10 protein-coding genes are annotated in these 17,910 nt (G+C 70.4%); 7 read left to right on the forward strand and 3 right to left on the reverse strand.

Features of this window, described 5'->3' with window-relative positions:
• The first annotated feature begins 22 nt into the window (after positions 1–22).
• Positions 23–1,054: an alanine racemase gene (locus OG875_RS15465; protein ID WP_330174817.1), complete on the forward strand. Its 1,032-nt coding sequence runs from the start codon at positions 23–25 to the stop codon at positions 1,052–1,054.
• 176 nt (positions 1,055–1,230) lie between these two features.
• Here OG875_RS15465 and OG875_RS15470 read toward each other — a convergent pair whose 3' ends face one another.
• Together OG875_RS15470 and OG875_RS15475 are read right to left on the reverse strand one after the other, a co-directional pair.
• Positions 1,231–2,727: a glycosyltransferase family 87 protein gene (locus OG875_RS15470; RefSeq protein WP_330174818.1), complete on the reverse strand. Its 1,497-nt coding sequence runs from the start codon at positions 2,725–2,727 to the stop codon at positions 1,231–1,233.
• A 213-nt stretch (positions 2,728–2,940) separates the two neighbouring features.
• Positions 2,941–5,211: a transglycosylase domain-containing protein gene (locus OG875_RS15475; protein ID WP_330174819.1), complete on the reverse strand. Its 2,271-nt coding sequence runs from the start codon at positions 5,209–5,211 to the stop codon at positions 2,941–2,943.
• Positions 5,212–6,015: 804 nt separating this feature from the next.
• On the opposite strand from OG875_RS15475, the gene OG875_RS15480 reads away from it, so the two are divergent.
• The 3 genes from OG875_RS15480 (at position 6,016) to OG875_RS15490 (ending at position 9,367) form a co-directional block, all read left to right on the forward strand.
• Positions 6,016–6,822, forward strand: a complete 807-nt coding sequence (locus tag OG875_RS15480) for a PadR family transcriptional regulator (RefSeq protein ID WP_330174820.1) — start codon at positions 6,016–6,018, stop codon at positions 6,820–6,822.
• A gap of 61 nt (positions 6,823–6,883) precedes the next feature.
• Complete coding sequence (locus tag OG875_RS15485) at positions 6,884–7,966, forward strand: inositol-3-phosphate synthase (protein ID WP_330174821.1); 1,083 nt, start codon at positions 6,884–6,886, stop codon at positions 7,964–7,966.
• Positions 7,967–8,089: 123 nt separating this feature from the next.
• Positions 8,090–9,367, forward strand: coding sequence for an MFS transporter (locus OG875_RS15490; RefSeq protein ID WP_330174822.1), 1,278 nt, complete (start codon positions 8,090–8,092; stop codon positions 9,365–9,367).
• A gap of 143 nt (positions 9,368–9,510) precedes the next feature.
• Here OG875_RS15490 and OG875_RS15495 read toward each other — a convergent pair whose 3' ends face one another.
• A complete protein-coding gene (locus OG875_RS15495) occupies positions 9,511–10,977 on the reverse strand; it encodes a CCA tRNA nucleotidyltransferase (RefSeq protein ID WP_330174823.1) in 1,467 nt (488 codons plus the stop codon).
• Between the two features lie 291 nt (positions 10,978–11,268).
• Here OG875_RS15495 and OG875_RS15500 point away from each other — a divergent pair, with 291 nt between their 5' ends.
• The 3 genes from OG875_RS15500 to OG875_RS15510 all read left to right on the forward strand — a co-directional run bounded on the left by OG875_RS15500 (position 11,269) and on the right by OG875_RS15510 (position 17,907).
• Complete coding sequence (locus tag OG875_RS15500; protein WP_330174824.1) at positions 11,269–13,746, forward strand: DUF6049 family protein; 2,478 nt, start codon at positions 11,269–11,271, stop codon at positions 13,744–13,746.
• A 45-nt stretch (positions 13,747–13,791) separates the two neighbouring features.
• Entirely contained in the window at positions 13,792–16,008 is a 2,217-nt protein-coding gene (gene murJ, locus OG875_RS15505; protein ID WP_330174825.1) for a murein biosynthesis integral membrane protein MurJ, read from the forward strand.
• Between the two features lie 120 nt (positions 16,009–16,128).
• A complete protein-coding gene (locus tag OG875_RS15510) occupies positions 16,129–17,907 on the forward strand; it encodes a protein kinase family protein (protein WP_330174826.1) in 1,779 nt (592 codons plus the stop codon).
• The last annotated feature ends 3 nt before the right edge of the window (positions 17,908–17,910 follow it).

Raw genomic sequence — 17,910 nt, forward strand, 5'->3', positions numbered from 1 at the left:
ACGAGAAAGGTTCCGGACCGGCATGGCGCTCTCCCTCTACGTCGACACCGCGCGCTGGCGGGCGCACCAGAAGTCGGTCATCGACCAGTTCCCGGGCATCGTCCCCGTCTGCAAGGGCAACGGATACGGCTTCGGCCACGAGCGGCTCTCCGAGGAGACGTCCCGCTTCGACTCCGACATCCTCGCCGTCGGCACCATCTACGAGGCCGCCCGCATCAAGGACTGGTTCAGCGGCGACCTGCTCGTGCTGACCCCCTTCCGGCGCGGCGAGGAGCCCGTACCGCTGCCCGACCGGGTCGTCCGCTCGGTCTCCTCGGTCGACGGCGTCTTCGCCCTGGTCGGCGCCCGTGTCGTCATCGAGTGCATGAGCTCCATGAAGCGGCACGGCGTCCGCGAGGAGGAGCTGAACCAGCTGCACACGGCCATCGAGGACGTACGGCTCGAAGGCTTCGCCCTCCACCTGCCGCTGGACCGTACGGACGGCTCCGAGGCCGTCGAGGAGGTCATCGGCTGGATGGACCGGCTGCGCGCGGCCCGGCTTCCGCTGCACACCATGTTCGTCAGCCATCTGCGCGCCGAGGAGCTCGCCAGTCTTCAGCGGCAGTTCCCGCAGACGCGGTTCCGCGCCCGCATCGGGACGCGGCTGTGGCTGGGCGACCACGAGGCGACGCAGTACCGGGGCGCCGTGCTGGACGTGACGCCCGTCGTCAAGGGCGACCGGTTCGGCTACCGCCAGCAGAAGACCGCCTCCGAGGGCTGGCTGGTGGTCGTCGCGGGCGGTACGTCGCACGGGGTCGGGCTGGAGGCGCCCAAGGCGCTGCACGGAGTCATGCCGCGGGCCAAGGGCGTGGCGCGGGCGGGCCTGGCGACGGTCAACCGGAATCTTTCGCCGTTCGTCTGGTCGGGCAAGCAGCGCTGGTTCGCCGAGCCGCCGCACATGCAGGTGTCCATCCTGTTCGTGCCGGCCGACGCGCAGGAGCCGAAGGTCGGCGACGAACTGGTGGCGCATCTTCGCCACACGACGACGCAGTTCGACCGGCTCGTGGACCGCTGAGCCACCGGAGCGGCGGGCCGCCGGTTTCACCGGAACACCGCCGGGCGGGACCGAGGTGACGAAACGGCGGACGTGACGAAACGGCGGGGGCCGGGCTTGAGAAAGCCCGGCCCCCGCCGTTTCCGACGCGCACACCTTACGGCGCACGCACACGTCACACACGCGTCGCACGCCTCTCAGGCGGCCCCCGGCGGCCGCACCCCCCACGACACCCGCTGCGCGGTCTCCACGCCGTGCGCCACGCGCTCCCCGGGCCGGGCGGCCCGCCCCAGCACGAACACGTCCCGCGCCCCGTCCAGCACCCCGCCGGACGGATCGTCCGACCCGTCGCGCCGTACGCCGTCGCGCTCCGGCGTCAGGACGTCCCGTACGACGACGGCGCACAGGTACAGCGTCCCCAGCAGATGCAGGGCGATGGTCAGTTGATAGCCCTCCGTCGGCAGTCCCTTGTGGGCGTCGCCGCTCGTCGTGTACGCGAGGTACATCCAGATGCCCAGGAAGTACATGACCTCGCACGCCTGCCAGATCAGGAAGTCGCGCCACCGGGGCCGGGCCAGCGCGGCGAGCGGGACGAGCCACAGTACGTACTGCGGCGAGTAGACCTTGTTGGTCAGGATGAACGCCGCCACGACCAGGAAGACGAGCTGCGCGAACCGGGGCCGCCTCGGCGCCGACAGCGCGAGCGCCGCGATCCCCGCGCACGCCAGGACCATCAGCACCATCGACCAGGTGTTGACGGTGTCGACCTCCAGGGACTGTCCGGAGCGCTGGGTGATGATCAGCCAGAATGATCCGAAGTCCACCTGCCGCTCCTGGCTGAAGGTGTAGAACTTCTTCCACCCCTCCGGCGCGAGCAGCATCACCGGCAGGTTCACCACCAGCCAGGAGCCCGCCGCACCGCCCAGCGCGACCGCGAACGCCCGCAGCCGCCCCGCGCGCCAGCACAGCAGCAGCAGCGGCCCAAGCACCAGTACGGGATAGAGCTTGGCCGCCGTCGCGAGACCGATGAGCACGCCGAAGGCCAGTGCCCGGCCACGCGACCACATCAGCATCCCGGCGGCCAGCAGCGCGACGGCCAGCAGGTCCCAGTTGATGGTGGCGGTGAGCGCGAACGCGGGCGCGAGGGCGAGGAACAGGGCGTCCCAGGGACGGTGCCGGTGGGTGCGGGCGACGCAGACGGCGATGACCGCCGCACAGATCATCAGCATGCCCGCGTTGACCATCCAGTACATCTGCTCGCGGTGCTGGATGGAGCCGCCGCCGGGGGTGAGCCAGGAGGCGACCTCCATGAACAGCCCGGTCAGTACGGGGTACTCCAGGTACTGCATGTCGCCGTCGAGCCGGTCGAAGTACGGCACGAGGCCGTCGGCGAATCCCCGCCCGAGGAACAGGTGCGGGATGTCGGAGTAGCACGCGTGCGTGTACTGGGAACTGGCGCCCCGGAACCACGCCCACTCGTAGCAGGGCATCTTCTGCACCATGCCGAGCGCGAACATCCCGATCATCACGAGCGCGACCACCCGGACCGGGGTCAGCCGGCTGCCGCCGTACCAGGCCCAGCGGCCGATGGGACCGCCGATCAGCTCGCTGCCGGCCGCGGCGATCCTGTCCCGCCTGGTGGGCGGTACGACCGGCCGGTCCGTGGGCAGCGCGGTGTCTTCTGTGCTCGGCATGGCGCCCATCCTGCCGTACGGCGTCCCGGGCACGGCGAAGACCGCCGCACCGGGGCCGTACACGCGCGGTGTACGTCCTGTGGTGCGACGGCCTTCGTCTCGCTGCCGGGCCCCGCTGGGGCCTCTCACCGGTCCCGGTGGTCGGTCCGGGCCCGGTCGTCAGCCATCAGTCGCCGATCCGGTCCCGGTCGTGGGTCCGGTCAGGGTCACTCGTCAGTTGTCGTCCTCGTCCCCGCGGCCGCCACCACCGCCGCCACCGCCGTTGATGAAGCCTCCGCCGTCACCGCCCTGCGGGTCGCCGGGTTCGGGTGGTCCGCTGGACGTGGCGCCCGGGTCTCCGATGACGCCGCCCTGGTCCTCGCCGCCCGGACCGCCGGGGCCGCCGTCCTGGCAGCCGTTGTCCCCCGGCTGGCAGGTCTCGGACTCGGTCGGGGACGGTTCGAGCGACTCGGACGGCGACTCCGACGGGGACTCGGAGGGCGTCTCCGAGGGCGTCTCGGTCGGGCTCGGCTCGGGGCTGCTCAGACCGCCTCCGTAGACGGCCTCACCGACCGGCTCGGGCTCGGGGAACGTGAGGATCTTCGTGCCCTTCACCGCGACCGTCATGTAGTCCTGCCAGATCTCGGCCGGGAACGAGGCGCCGTGGATCTTCTCCTGGCCGCCGGTGCCGAACATCTCCAGGAACTCGCGGTTCTTGTTCTCCGCGTTGTCGTCCAGCCGGTACATGTCGATGGCGGTGGAGAGCTGCGGGGTGTAGCCCACGAACCAGGCGGACTTGTTGCCGTCGGTCGTACCGGTCTTGCCGGCCACCTCGCGGCCGTCCGGCAGCCGTGCGGCGGTGCCCGTACCGCCGTCCTCCATGACCACGGACTTCAGGACGTCCGTGACGTTGTCCGCGACAGCGGAGGTGAACGCGCTTTCGGGCTTCTGGTCGTGCTTGTAGACGACGGTCCCCTCCCGCTTGACCTCCTGGACGGAGTAGGGGTCGCGCTGGGTGCCGCTGTCGGCGAAGGTGGCGTACGAACCGGCCATCCGGATCGCGCTGGGGTCGGAGATGCCGATGGAGAACGACGGGTTGTTGCCGCCCGGCAGGCTGTCCTCCAGCAGTCCCGCGTCCACGGCGGCCTGCCGGACCTGCGGGATGCCGACGTCCATGCCGAGCTGGACGAAGGGGGAGTTGGCCGAGACCTTCATGGCCTCACGCAGGTTGATCTCCGGGTAGTCCTTGTCGCCGTCGTTGCGCTGGTGCCACTCCTTGCCCTCCTCGTTGGTCCAGATCGAGCCGTCGTACTCCTTGATCTTCAGCTTGTTCTCGCCGTTGTACTCACTGTCGTCGGGCGACACCAGCCTGCGGGAGTCGGCGCCCTGCTCCGGCTCCAGATCGGGATCACGCACTCCGTCGCGCATCGCCGCCGCCAGCACGTACGGCTTGAAGGTCGAGCCGACCTGGGCACCGGTCTCGTTGGCGTTGTTGGTGAAGTGCTTGGTGGCGTCCTGACCGCCGTAGATGGCGACGATCTTGCCGGTCTCGACCTCCACCGAGGCGCCGCCGAACTCGACGTGGGTGTCCTTGTCCGGGCGCTTCTTCGGGTCGATGTTCTTCTTGTAGACCTCGGTGACGGCCTTGTTCAGCGCCTCGACCTTCTTCTTGTTGAAGGTCGTCTTGATCTCGAAGCCGCCCTTGGCCAGGTCGTCGGTCGTGTACTTCCCCCCGCTGTTGTTGATGAAGTACGCCTTGGCGAGGTCGACCAGATAGCCGATCTGACCGCTGAGCTGCGCGTTCTTCTTGGGAAGCTCCGGCATCGGGAAGGTCTTGTACGTCGCGCGCTCGGCCGCGCCGAGGTGACTGTCCTTCACCATCTCGTCGAGGATCCAGTTCCAGTGCCGCTTCGCCCGCTCGGTGTTGGACTTGGCGTCGGCCTTGGGGTCGATCGCCTCCGAACCGTGCGGGTCGTAGTACGTCGCGCCCTTGAGCAGGGTGGCGAGGAAGGCGCACTGGCTGGCGTTGAGTTTCATGGCGTCGGTGCCGTAGTACGTACGCGCCGCCGCCTGGATGCCGTAGGCGCCGCGTCCGTAGTAGGAGGTGTTGAGGTACCCCTCCATGATTTCTTCCTTGTTCATCTCCGCACCGACGCGGATGGAGATGAACAACTCCTTGAACTTACGGCTGAGGGTCTGCTCCTGGCTGAGCCGCGTGTTCTTCACGAACTGCTGGGTGATGGTCGAACCACCCTGCGTCTGGCCGCCCCGGGCCATGTTGAAGAGGGCCCGGCCGATACCCATCGGGTCGACGCCGGCGTCCTCGCGGAACGTCTTGTTCTCCGCGGAGATCACGGCGTTCTGCATGTCCTTGGGGATGCGGTCGATCCCGACGATCTGGCGGTTGACCTCACCGCCGGTGGCGACCATCTGGGAGCCGTCGTCCCACAGGTAGACGTTGTTCTGGGCCTTGGAGGCGAGGTTCTGCTGGGGGATGCCGACCATGGCGTACGCGATCGTCGCCGCGGCCATCATGCCGCCGAAGAAGCCGATGAAGATCCCCGTCGCCAGCTTCCAGGACGGGACCCAGCGCTGCCAGCCGTCCCTGTCGTGGCGGGGGTAGTCGATCAGGCGTTTCCTGCCGGGGCGCCCGGCGCGCGGCCGTCCGGGGGCGGGACCGGCGCCACGCCGTCCCCGGGCCGCCGCTCCGGCGGCACCCTCGGCCGCGCGCCGGCGGCCTCGCTGTGCCCTGCGAGCTTCGGCCCGGCCTCCGTAAGAAGGCTCCGGTTCATAAGGCTCGGAGTGGGACTCGGCGTGGGAAGCCGTGGGGACTCCGCGGGAGGGGTCCGCGCGGCGGCCGGCCGGCCGCTGTGCGGCACGCCTGGCCGCGGCTCGTCCGCCACCCTGGCCACCCTGCGGCTGTGGCTGTTTGCGACGGTGCTCGCTCATCGAACGACTACTCCTCGGGCAGGCGCGTACGCCTGGAAGCGGCAGTTGAGTTCCGGTCCCCCGAGATGAATACGGATGCGCCCGGCGTCGGGCTCATCCGGCATGCATCCAGAACGACGACGCTTTCACGCGTCACGCGGTTCCCGGTGGTCTGCATGCCGCACAGACTACGCAGGGTCAAACCTCTCCGAGGGCCGAACTTCGCACCAAACCAGGCAAGTTGGACGTGGCTAATTGTTGATGTGACGCCGTTCACGATGACCCCTCTTGTCCCATGAGCATCGGTGTTCTATCGTTCCGATGTATCGAGTCGATACATCGGAACGATAGAAGTGGCCGGGACGACGGAGGAGGCGAGCAGTGAGCAGACGCTCGGGCATCCTTGAGTTCGCCGTCCTCGGGCTGCTGCGCGAGTCTCCGATGCACGGCTACGAGCTGCGGAAACGGCTCAACACCTCGCTGGGGATCTTCCGGGCCTTCAGCTACGGGACGCTGTATCCCTGCCTGAAGACGCTCGTCGCCAGCGGCTGGTTGATCGAGGAACCGGGCAGTGCGCCCGAGGAGGCGCTCGCCACATCGCTGGCGGGCCGGCGGGCCAAGATCGTCTATCGCCTCACGGCGGACGGCAAGGACCACTTCGAGGAACTCCTGTCGCAGACGGGCCCGGACGCCTGGGAGGACGAGCACTTCGCCGCCCGCTTCGCCTTCTTCGGACAGACGGAGCGCGAGGTACGGATGCGCGTGCTGGAGGGCCGTCGCAGCCGGCTGGAGGAGCGGCTGGAGAAGATGAGCGCGTCCCTGGCCCGCACCCGGGAACGTCTCGACGACTACACGCTCGAACTTCAGCGGCACGGCATGGAGTCCGTGGAGCGCGAGGTGCGCTGGCTCAACGAGCTGATCGAGAGCGAGCGGGCTGGACGGGACCAGCGACGGTCCGACGATCCTTCCGGCTCCTCCGATTCCTCCGCTTCGGGGGCCGGCCCTGAGGCCGGTCCGGGAAGTTCCGCCGCCCGGCACGACGGCGCGGCGGGCGGTACGGCCCGCAGCACCACCACCAGCGGTACAACGGGAGAACCGGACGGCCTGCCCCGGCCGCCGGGGGCTTCCGGGGGTTCGCCTCCGGAGACCTCCGGCCGGCCGGATCCGTCCGGGGACACCACCCCATGAGGTTCCGCATCACCGCGGGACTTCATCGCAACATTGAGATCACACACAGGGAGCAACCAGGATGGGTTCCGTTCGCGTAGCCATTGTCGGCGTGGGCAACTGCGCCGCCTCGCTGGTGCAGGGCGTCGAGTACTACAAGGACGCCGATCCGGCCGGCAGGGTGCCCGGCCTGATGCACGTGCAGTTCGGCGAATACCACGTGCGTGACGTGGAGTTCGTCGCCGCCTTCGACGTCGACGCCAAGAAGGTCGGTCTCGACCTCTCGGACGCCATCGGCGCCAGCGAGAACAACACCATCAAGATCTGCGACGTCCCGAACACGGGTGTCACGGTCCAGCGCGGCCACACCTACGACGGTCTGGGCAAGTACTACCGCCTGACCATCGAGGAGTCGGACGAGGCGCCGGTCGACATCGTCCAGGTCCTCAAGGACCAGCGGGTCGACGTCCTGGTCTGCTACCTGCCGGTCGGCTCCGAGGCCGCCGCGAAGTTCTACGCGCAGTGCGCCATCGACGCCAAGGTCGCCTTCGTCAACGCCCTCCCGGTGTTCATCGCCGGCACCAAGGAGTGGGCGGACAAGTTCACCGAGGCCGGTGTCCCGATCATCGGCGACGACATCAAGTCCCAGGTCGGCGCCACCATCACGCACCGTGTGATGGCGAAGCTGTTCGAGGACCGCGGTGTGGTCCTGGACCGCACGATGCAGCTGAACGTCGGCGGCAACATGGACTTCAAGAACATGCTGGAGCGTGAGCGCCTGGAGTCCAAGAAGATCTCCAAGACGCAGGCCGTCACCTCGCAGATCCCGGACCGCGACCTGGGCGCCGACAACGTCCACATCGGCCCCTCGGACTACGTGGCCTGGCTGGACGACCGCAAGTGGGCTTACGTCCGCCTCGAAGGCCGCGCCTTCGGCGACGTCCCGCTGAACCTGGAGTACAAGCTGGAGGTCTGGGACTCCCCGAACTCCGCCGGTGTCATCATCGACGCCGTGCGCGCCGCCAAGATCGCCAAGGACCGCGGCATCGGCGGCCCGATCCTCTCCGCCTCCTCGTACTTCATGAAGTCCCCGCCGGTGCAGTACTTCGACGACGAGGCCCGTAACAACGTCGAGAAGTTCATCGCGGGCGAGGTCGAGCGCTAGAACCGGTCCGGTACGGGGGTCCCGTACCCGTACCCGCCCCGTGTCTTCGCCGAAGGGTCCCCGGACAGGCTGTCCGGGGACCCTTCGCATGGGGTGCGGACGGCGTGTGTGACGCTGATCCCCATGTCTGCCGTACGCGATCTGCGCGTGCTCCTGCGTCTGCCCGACTTCCGCCGTCTGCTGACCGTACGGCTGCTCTCGCAGGCGGCCGACGGGGTCTTCCAGGTCGCACTCGCCGCGCATGTGGTCTTCTCCCCCGAGAAACAGACCAGCCCCGGCGCCATCGCGTCGGCCATGGCCGTTCTGCTGCTGCCCTACTCGCTCGTCGGCCCGTTCGCGGGGGTACTGCTCGACCGCTGGCGGCGGCGGCAGATCATCCTCTGCGGGAATCTGCTGCGGGCCTTCCTGGCCGCCTGCACCGCGCTGCTGATCCTCGGCTCCCTGCCGGACTGGCTCTTCTACGCCTCCGCGCTGGCCGTCACCGCCGTCAACCGGTTCGTGCTCGCCGGGCTCTCCGCCTCGCTGCCGCGCGTGGTCGAGGACGAGCGACTGGTGGTCGCCAACTCCCTCTCGCCGACGGCCGGAACGCTCGCGGCGACCGCCGGCGGCGGGCTCGCCTTCGTGGTGCGGCTGCTCATCTCCGAGTCCGACGCTGCCGTGATGCTGCTGGGCGCCGCGCTGTATCTGTCGTCGGCACTGGCCGCCGTCACCCTGGGGCGCGATCTGCTCGGCCCCGATCCGGGGCTCGTACAACCCCGGCTGAAGGCCGCCCTCGCCTCCACCGCGCAGGGCCTGGCCGCCGGGGTGCGCCATCTGGCGGAGCGGCGGGACGCGGGGATCGCGCTGATCGCGATGACGCTGACACGCTTCTGCTACGGGGCGCTGACGGTGATGGTACTGATGCTCTGCCGTTACGCCTGGTCGCTCGGCGAGGAGGACGGGCTGGGGCTGCTGGGCATCGCGCTGGTCGTCTCCGGCGCGGGCTTCTTCGTCGCCGCCCTCGTCACGCCGTCGGCGGTCGGCCGGCTCGGCTCGTTCGGCTGGATGGTGGCGTGCTCCGCTTCCGCCGCCGTACTGGAGCCGGCACTGGGGCTGCCGTTCTCCCCCGTCCCGATGCTGATCGCGGCGTTCGTCCTCGGTCTGATCACCCAGGGCGCCAAGATCGCGACGGACACGGTGGTGCAGACCTCGGTGGACGACGCGTACCGGGGGCGGATCTTCTCCCTCTATGACGTGCTGTTCAACGTCGCCTTCGTCGGAGCGGCGGGAGTGGCGGCCCTGATACTGCCGCCGGACGGGCGTTCGGCGCCGCTCGTCGTGGGGGTGGCGGTGCTGTACGCGGGCATCGCGGCCGGACTCTTCCGCTGGCGGAAGCACCGGCCGCTCACGGAGAAGGGGTGATGTTTCACGTGAAACATCACCCCGCTCCCCGGCCGTTGTTTCACGTGAAACATCGATCCGCGCGTTCCGCGCTCCGTCGTGGGCTCGGTCCACCCGACTCGAACCCCGACCCGAACCGCAACGTTCCGCGCTTCGTCGTGGGCTCAGCCCTGCCGGGCCCACCACTCCTTCAGCGCGCTCACCGCGTCGTCGTGCCCCATCGGCCCGTTCTCCAGCCGTAGCTCCAGCAGGAACGTGTACGCGGCCCCGATCACCGGACCCGGGGCGACTCCCAACGTCTCCATGATCTGGTTGCCGTCCAGATCGGGCCGGATGGAGTCCAGCTCCTCCTGCTCCTGCAACTGCGCGATCCGCTCCTCCAGGCCGTCGTAGGCACGCGAGAGCGCGGTCGCCTTGCGCTTGTTGCGGGTCGTGCAGTCCGAGCGGGTCAGCTTGTGGAGCCGGTCCAGGAGCGGGCCGGCGTCGCGTACGTACCGGCGCACCGCCGAGTCGGTCCACTCGCCCGTCCCGTAGCCGTGGAACCGCAGATGCAGCTCCACCAGCCGGGAGACGTCCTTCACCAGCTCGTTCGAGTACTTCAGCTCGGTCATCCGCCGCTTGACCAGCTTGGCCCCCACCACCTCGTGGTGATGGAACGAGACCCCGCCGTCCTTCTCGAAGCGCCGCGTCCGGGGCTTGCCGATGTCATGGAGCAGCGCGGCCAGCCGCAGCACCAGGTCCGGCCCGTTCTCCTCCAGGTCGATGGCCTGCTCCAGGACGGTCAGCGAGTGCTCGTACACGTCCTTGTGCCGGTGGTGCTCGTCGCTCTCCAGCCGCAGCGCGGGCAGTTCGGGCAGCACGCGCTCCGCGAGGCCGGTGTCGACGAGCAGCGCCAGGCCCTTGCGCGGGTGGCCGGAGAGGATCAGCTTGTTCAGCTCCTCCCGTACGCGCTCCGCCGAGACGATCTCGATCCGCTCGGCCATGGCCTTCATCGCGGAGACGACGTCCGGGGCGACCTCGAAGTCGAGCTGCGCGGCGAACCGCGCGGCCCGGAGCATGCGCAGCGGATCGTCGGAGAAGGACGCCTCGGGGGTGCCGGGCGTGCGCAGGGCGCCGGACGCGAGGTCCTGGAGGCCGTCGTACGGATCGATGAACGTCTTCTGCGGCAGCGCGACGGCCATCGCGTTGACGGTGAAGTCCCGGCGGACGAGGTCCTCCTCGATGGAGTCCCCGTACGCCACCTCGGGCTTGCGCGACGTGCGGTCGTAGGACTCGGAGCGGTAGGTCGTGATCTCGATCTGGAACTCCTGCCGGGTGTCCCCGACCGTGCCCGCCTTCTGGGCGCCGACCGTGCCGAACGCGATCCCGACCTCCCACACCGCGTCCGCCCAGGGCCGGACGATTCTCAGTACGTCGTCGGGCCGGGCGTCGGTGGTGAAGTCGAGGTCGTTGCCGAGGCGGCCGAGGAGGGCGTCCCTCACCGAGCCTCCGACCAGGGCGAGAGTGAATCCCGCCTCCTGGAATCGGCGTGCGAGGTCGTCGGCGACAGGGGACACCCGCAGCAGTTCGCTGACCGCGCGGCGCTGCACCTGGCTCAGTGCGGGGGAGGTCTCTTCGTTGGCGTTCGGCACAACAGAAAAGGGTACGTGCCCCCGTCGGCCCGGTCGTCCGCGTTTTCTCCGCCCCGGCCCGCGCCGGGTTCCGGACCTGCCCGTACGGCCTCCGCCCCGGTCCGCACCGCCGTCGTACCGGATCCAGCCCTGCCCGTTCTGTCGCGCGGGCTCCCGTCGTACGGGTTTTCCGCGCCTCGTGAGATTCTTCCGATCATGAGAGGCGGTCCCCGGCACTTCGCCCCGGCGCACCTCGTTACCATGCGTGGACGCACAATCGACGACCATTGACGACGAGGAACGGGCGGGCGCGTGGCGGAGGCGGCAGACTTCCAGGGGATGAACCACTCTCCTGCCCGCCGATGGCTGGGGCGCACCGCCGCCGCAGCCGCGGGGGTGCCGCTCCTCGCCGGTCTGCTGGGGGGCCTGGCGGCGCCCCAGGCAGCCGCCGCCGGCCCGATGGCCACTTCGGCCGCCGCGGCTGCCCCCGCGGGTGTCACCGCCGCCCCGTCCGGTCCGAACACCGTCGCCGTCGCCCTCGACACCCTGGCACCCAGCGCGCCGAAGAAGGGCGACACCCTCACGATCTCCGGCACGGTGACCAACAAGGGCAAGAAGGCGGTCACCGACGCCCGCGTCGACCTCCGGGTCGGTCCCCGGCTCACCGGCCGGACCGCCATCGACGACGCCGACGAGCGCTCGAACGACACCACGAACGACCCGCCACCGCTGGGCGGCTCCTACACGGTCGAGTTCGCCAAGCTCCCCTCGGGGATCAGCCACGACTTCGCCCTGTCGGTGCCGGTGAGCAAGCTCGGTCTCGGCGCGGACGGCGTCTACCAGCTCGGCGTGACGCTGACCGGCCGGACGTCCGCCGAGCCGTACGACCACACCCTCGGCATCCGGCGCACGTTCCTGCCGTGGCAGCCGGACGAGGTGGACACCAAGACCAGGTTCACCTATCTCTGGCCGCTGATCTCCACCTCGCACGTCTCCGCCGAGACCGGCTCCGACGACCAGCAGACCCCGGTGTTCGAGAACGACGACCTGGCGCAGGAGCTGGCCCCCGGCGGCCGGCTGGAGCAGCTCGTCTCCCTCGGCAGCCAGCTTCCGGTCACCTGGGTCGTGGACCCGGACCTGCTCGCCACCGTCGAGGCGATGACCGACCCGTACGAGGTGCGCGGCGGCAGATCCACGGTCCCGGGCCAGAACCAGCTCGTGGCCAGGAACTGGCTCAACTCCCTCGACAAGGCCGTCCGCGCCAACCCGAACATCGTGGTGCTGCCCTTCGGCGACCCCGACCTCGCGTCGCTCGCCCACGGCGGTGAGAAGGTCTCCGGCACCCTCGGCCATCTCCAGAGCTCCAGCGAGGTCGCCGCCGGGACCGTGGAGACCATCCTCCACGTGACACCCGCCACCGACTTCGCGTGGCCGGTGAACGGGGCCGTCGACCCGTCGATCGTCGATGTGGCCACGTCCGCGGGCGCCGACAAGGTGATCGCGCGCAGCGACAGCATCCAGGACAACCTGCCGTACACGGCGAGCGCCGCGCGCCCCCTCGGCGGCGGTACGACGGCCGTGGTCAGCGACACCCGGCTGTCCACCGCCTTCGAGGGCGATGTGAGCACGGCGGCGGGCTCCACCCTCGCGGTGCAGAAGTTCCTCGCCCAGTCGCTGGCCCTGACCCTCCAGGACACCGGGAAGCAGCGCACCGTCGTCGTCGCCCCACAGCGGACGCCGTCGGCCGGCCAGGCGCAGTCCATGGCCCGCGCTCTCCAGGGGCTGGACGGGGAGCGCTGGACCCAGCCGCTCGACCTGGTCGCCGCCGCGGCGGCGAAGCCCGACGGCAACGCCTCCACGAAGGTGCCCGGTGCCTCGCGCTATCCGGCGAAGCTCCGCAAGCAGGAGCTGCCCCCGGCGGCGTTCGAGGAACTGCGGGGGATCGACGAGCGGCTGGGGAAGTTCAAGGCGATCCTGACCCTTCCCGACCGGGTGGCGACGCCGTTCGCCAACGCCGTCAACCGGGCGGTCTCCACGTCCTGGCGGGGCGACGAGGCGGGAGCCGCGAAGTACCGCGGCGCGGTGAACCGCTATCTGAGAAGCCTCTCCGGCGAGGTCCAGCTCATCCAGAAGTCGGAGCTGACCCTGTCCGGGCGCAGCGCGACCATCCCGGTGACGGTCCAGAATCAGCTGCTGCAAGGGGTCGACAACCTCGTCCTGCGCCTCCAGTCCACCAACGCGACCCGGCTGAAGCTGGACGACGGCAACGCGGTGGCCACGCAGCCGATCAAGGTCGACGGCGGCCACACCCAGGTGGTGAAGTTCACCGGCGCGGCCAACGCCAACGGCCCGGTGGGGCTCACGGCGCAGCTGTACACGAAGGACGGGCGGCCGTACGGCGACCCGATGTCGTTCCAGGTACGGGTCTCCGAACTGACCCCGACCGTGATGCTCGTCATCGCCGGCGGTGTGCTGCTGCTGGTGCTGGCGGGGGTCAAGATGTACAGCCAGCGCAAGCGCGCGGTGGCGGCGAAGGCCGCCGAGGACCTGGCCGCCGCGCAGGCGAACGGCGAGACCGGTGACACGGCGCCCGACGGCGCGGGGGACACTGACGGCGGCGCCGAGGGTGGCCCCGGCAGTGCCGGGGTACGCGAGGACGCACCCGGCGACGCCCTGGGCACGGGCCCCGGGAGCGACGGCGCCGGACCCGGGCAGCCGAGTGACCCGACCCCGGACACCCGTCCGGAAAGCGGGGACCCGTCGGGCAAGGGTGAGAAAGTGGACCGTTGAGCGATGTCGTGGCCGGCCGGCCGGGGACGATGAGGTGGGGTAACGATGAACGCGCCGTACGACGGTGACCGCGGGCAGGGGCCCGGCGGCGATCCGGCAGGGCATGTTCCGCCCCAGCCCCCCGGCGCCGGACCGAACGCTCCGGCGGCGGGCCCGTACGCGCCGGGGCCGGGCGCCCCGGACCCGTACCCCCAGGACGCCTACGCCCAGGATCCGTACGTCCAGGACGCCTACCACCAGGACCCCTACCGCGCGCAGGACCTCTCCGCGCAGGACCCGGTGTCCGAGGCGCTGTACGACCGCGCCGCGCATCCCCCGCCGCCGCCCGGCACCCACCCGCAGGCGCCGCCGCTCCACCAGCAGCCGCCGGCGCAGCAGTACGGCCCCGATCCGCGCGTCTGGGCCCAGCCCCCGCCGCCGGAGCCCGACGGGCTCTCGCAGCGTCTTCCGTACGGCGACGACGCCCGGACCACGCAGTTCACGGGCGTCGACGAGCTCGTCACCCACGCGCGCACCGGTGACCAGGAGCCCGACGCCTTCGCCCACCTCTTCCGTGACCAGCAGGGAATGGGACGGCCGCAGGCCGCCGCCGTGCCGGAGGCGATCCCCGCTCCGGCGCCCGCGAAGAAGGCCGGGCGGGCGTCCGGACTGCTGAAGTCCAGCGCGGTGATGGCGGCGGGCACGCTCGTGTCCCGGCTCACCGGCTTCGTACGGTCCGCGCTGATCGTGGCCGCGATCGGCGCCGCCACCCTCGGCGACACCTTCCAGCTCGCCATCACCCTGCCGACGATGATCTACATCCTGACCATCGGCGGCGGTCTCAACTCCGTCTTCGTCCCGCAGCTCATCCGCGCGATGAAGAACGACGACGACGGCGGCGAGGCGTATGCGAACCGCCTGCTCACCCTGGTCGTCGTCATCCTCGGCACGCTGACCGCGGCCTCGGTGTTCGCGGCCCCGCTGCTGGTGCGCCTCATGTCGGTGAGCATCGCCGACAACCCGGCCGCCAACGACGTCGCCGTCACGTTCGTGCGCTACTGCCTGATCACCATCTTCTTCATGGGCGTGCACGTGGTGATGGGGCAGATCCTCAACGCCCGCGGCCGGTTCGGCGCGATGATGTGGACCCCGGTCCTCAACAACATCATCATCATCGCCACCCTCATCATGTTCATCTGGGTGTACGGCACCGCCGAGGACTCCGGGATGACGGTCGCGACCATCCCCCCCGAGGCGGAGCGCCTCCTCGGGGTCGGCGTGGTGCTCGGCCTGACCGTCCAGGCCCTCGCGATGATCCCCTACCTCCGGGAGACCGGTTTCCGGATCCGGCTGCGCTTCGACTGGCGGGGCCACGGCCTCGGCAAGGCCGCGAAGCTCGCCAAGTGGACCGTGCTGTTCGTCCTCGCCAACCAGGCCGGTGTGCTGGTCGTCTCCCAGCTCTCCACGGCGGCGGGCGTCGACTCGGGCACCCAGGGCGCCGGGTACATCGCCTACTCCAACGCCCAGCTCATCTGGGGCATGCCGCAGGCCATCATCACCGTCTCGGTCATGGCGGCCCTGCTGCCCCGGCTCTCCCGCTCGGCGAACGACGGCGACGCCGGGGCCGTACGCGACGACATCTCGCAGGGTCTGCGCAACTCGGCCGTCGCGATCGTCCCCGTCGCCTTCAGCTTCGTCGCGCTCGGCATCCCGATGTGCACCCTGATCTTCGGGTCCTCCGGCATCGAGTCGGCGCGCTCCATGGGCTACATGCTGATGGCGTTCGGCCTCGGACTGATCCCGTTCTCCGTGCAGTACGTGGTGCTGCGCGCCTTCTACGCGTACGAGGACACCCGGACTCCCTTCTACAACACGGTCATCGTGGCCGCCGTGAACGCCGCCGCCTCCGCGCTCTGCTTCGTCGTCCTGCCCTCCCGCTGGGCCGTCGTGGGCATGGCCGCCTCCTACGGCCTCGCGTACGCCGTGGGCGTCGGTATCGCCTGGAGCAGGCTCAAGAAGCGGCTGGGCGGCGATCTGGACGGTTCGCGCGTGGTGCGTACGTACGCGCGGCTCTGCCTGGCGTCCGTCCCCGGCACGATCGCCGCAGGAGCCGTCGCGTACTACGTGCTGGGCGCGCTCGGCAGCGAGGTTCTGGGCTCGTTCGCCGCACTGGCCGCCGGCGGGATCGTCCTGCTGGGCGGCTTCTTCGTGGTCGCGCGAAAACTGCGTGTCGAAGAGATGAACGCGCTGGTCGGAATGGTCCGGGGCCGGCTCGGACGCTAGCGGGCGGCAGGCCGGGCACAACCATCCCCGGCCGCCGTGTGTCGTGCATAGCGTCCAACTGTGGGCACAATTGGCGTGGCTGTTGGACAGTGCGCAACGGATGGGGAGGCAGGAGCGACGGTGGCGGAACGGAGCACGACCGCCGTCGAGGTGGCCGGCGACAGCGGTGACACACCGCCGACCGCCCAGGCGGAGAAGGCCACCACCGACGGGGTGGCGAAAGCCCAGACCACAGACGACGAGACCGACACGGCCGACGGCACCGGCGGTGGCACCGGGACCGGGAAACCGGCCGGGTCCGCGAAGGACAAGCCGGACGGCGACAAGCGCCAAGAGTCCCGGCCGACCGTGGCGCCGCCCGAGCTCCACAGCGGCCACAAGCTCGCCCGGCGCTACCGTCTCGAGGAGTGCCTCACCCGGCTGGACGGGTTCAGCAGCTGGCGCGCCGTCGACGAGAAGCTGCGCCGTGCCGTCGGGGTCCATCTCCTGCCCGCCGACCATCCCCGGGCCCGCTCCGTCCTCGCGGCGGCCCGCTCCTCCGCGCTCCTCGGCGACCCCCGCTTCGTCCAGGTCCTCGACGCCGTCGAGGAGAACGACCTCGTCTACGTCGTCCACGAATGGCTGCCCGACGCGACGGAGCTCACCGCGATCCTCGCCGCGGGCCCCATGGACGCCCACGACGCCTACCAGCTCGTCAGCCAGCTCTCCCAGGCCATGGCGGCCGCGCACCGCGAGGGCCTGGCCCATCTGAAGCTCACCCCCGGTTCCGTGCTGCGCAGCTCCACCGGCCAGTACCGGATCCGCGGCCTGGCCGTGAACGCCGCCCTGCGCGGCATCAGCGCGGACCGCCCCCAGCGCACCGACACCGAGGCGATCGGCGCCCTCCTGTACGCGGCCCTGACGCACCGCTGGCCGTACGAGACGGACGCGTACGGCCTCGCGGGCCTGCCGAAGGGCGTCGGTCTGCTCGCCCCCGACCAGGTCCGCGCCGGGGTCCACCGCGGACTGTCCGAGCTGGCCATGCGGGCGCTGGTGAACGAGGGCGCCACCGCCTCGCGTCAGGAACCGCCCTGCACCACCCCCGACGAGCTGGCGAGGGCCGTCGCGGAGATGCCCCGCGTCCGGCCCCCGGAGCCCACGTTCACCGCGCCGCCCGACTACCAGCGCACCACCTACCAGCAGGGCTCGTACGGCCGGCCGGCCTCCGGTCCGGTGGGCCGGGCCGTCCCGCAGCCGGTGCCCGTCCCGCCCCCGCCGCTCCAGAGCCGGACCGGCAAGGCACTGAAGTGGACGGTTTCCGCGCTTCTCATCGCCGCGCTCGGACTCGCCAGCTGGCAGGTCGCCGACCATCTGCTCAACCGCACGGCGAGCGACGAGACGAGCCAGTCCCAGCTGACGGAGGGCGAGCAGGAGAAGCCCGCGCCCCGCACGCCGAAGAACCTCAAGATCAGCGGCACGTCGGTGTTCGCCCCCGACGGCTCCGGTGTGAAGGCGGAGACCGTCGGCCTGGCCACCGACGGCGACACCGGCACGGCCTGGATCACCCCGGAGTACGCGGGCTATCCGAACTACGGCAATCTGCCCAACCGCAAGGGCGGCAGCGGCATAGTGGTCGATCTCGGCGACGTGCAGGACGTGTACGGCGTGGATGTGGCCATGTACCGGGCCGGCCAGAAGGTCCAGGTCCTCGCCGCCGGTGAGGACGCCTCGTCCCCGGCGGGCCTGTCGGACTTCTCCCAGCGCATCACCGAACTGGGGCAGACCGGCAGCAATGTCAAGGCCACCCTGGACAAGCCCGTCAGAACCAGGTACGTACTGATCCACATCACCGAACTCGCGCCGGACGTGTCCGCGAACAAGTTCCGGGGCGGGATCTCGGAGATCAAGGTCATAGGCTGACCC

Source organism: Streptomyces sp. NBC_01498, from assembly GCF_036327775.1.
Lineage (GTDB): Bacteria > Actinomycetota > Actinomycetes > Streptomycetales > Streptomycetaceae > Streptomyces.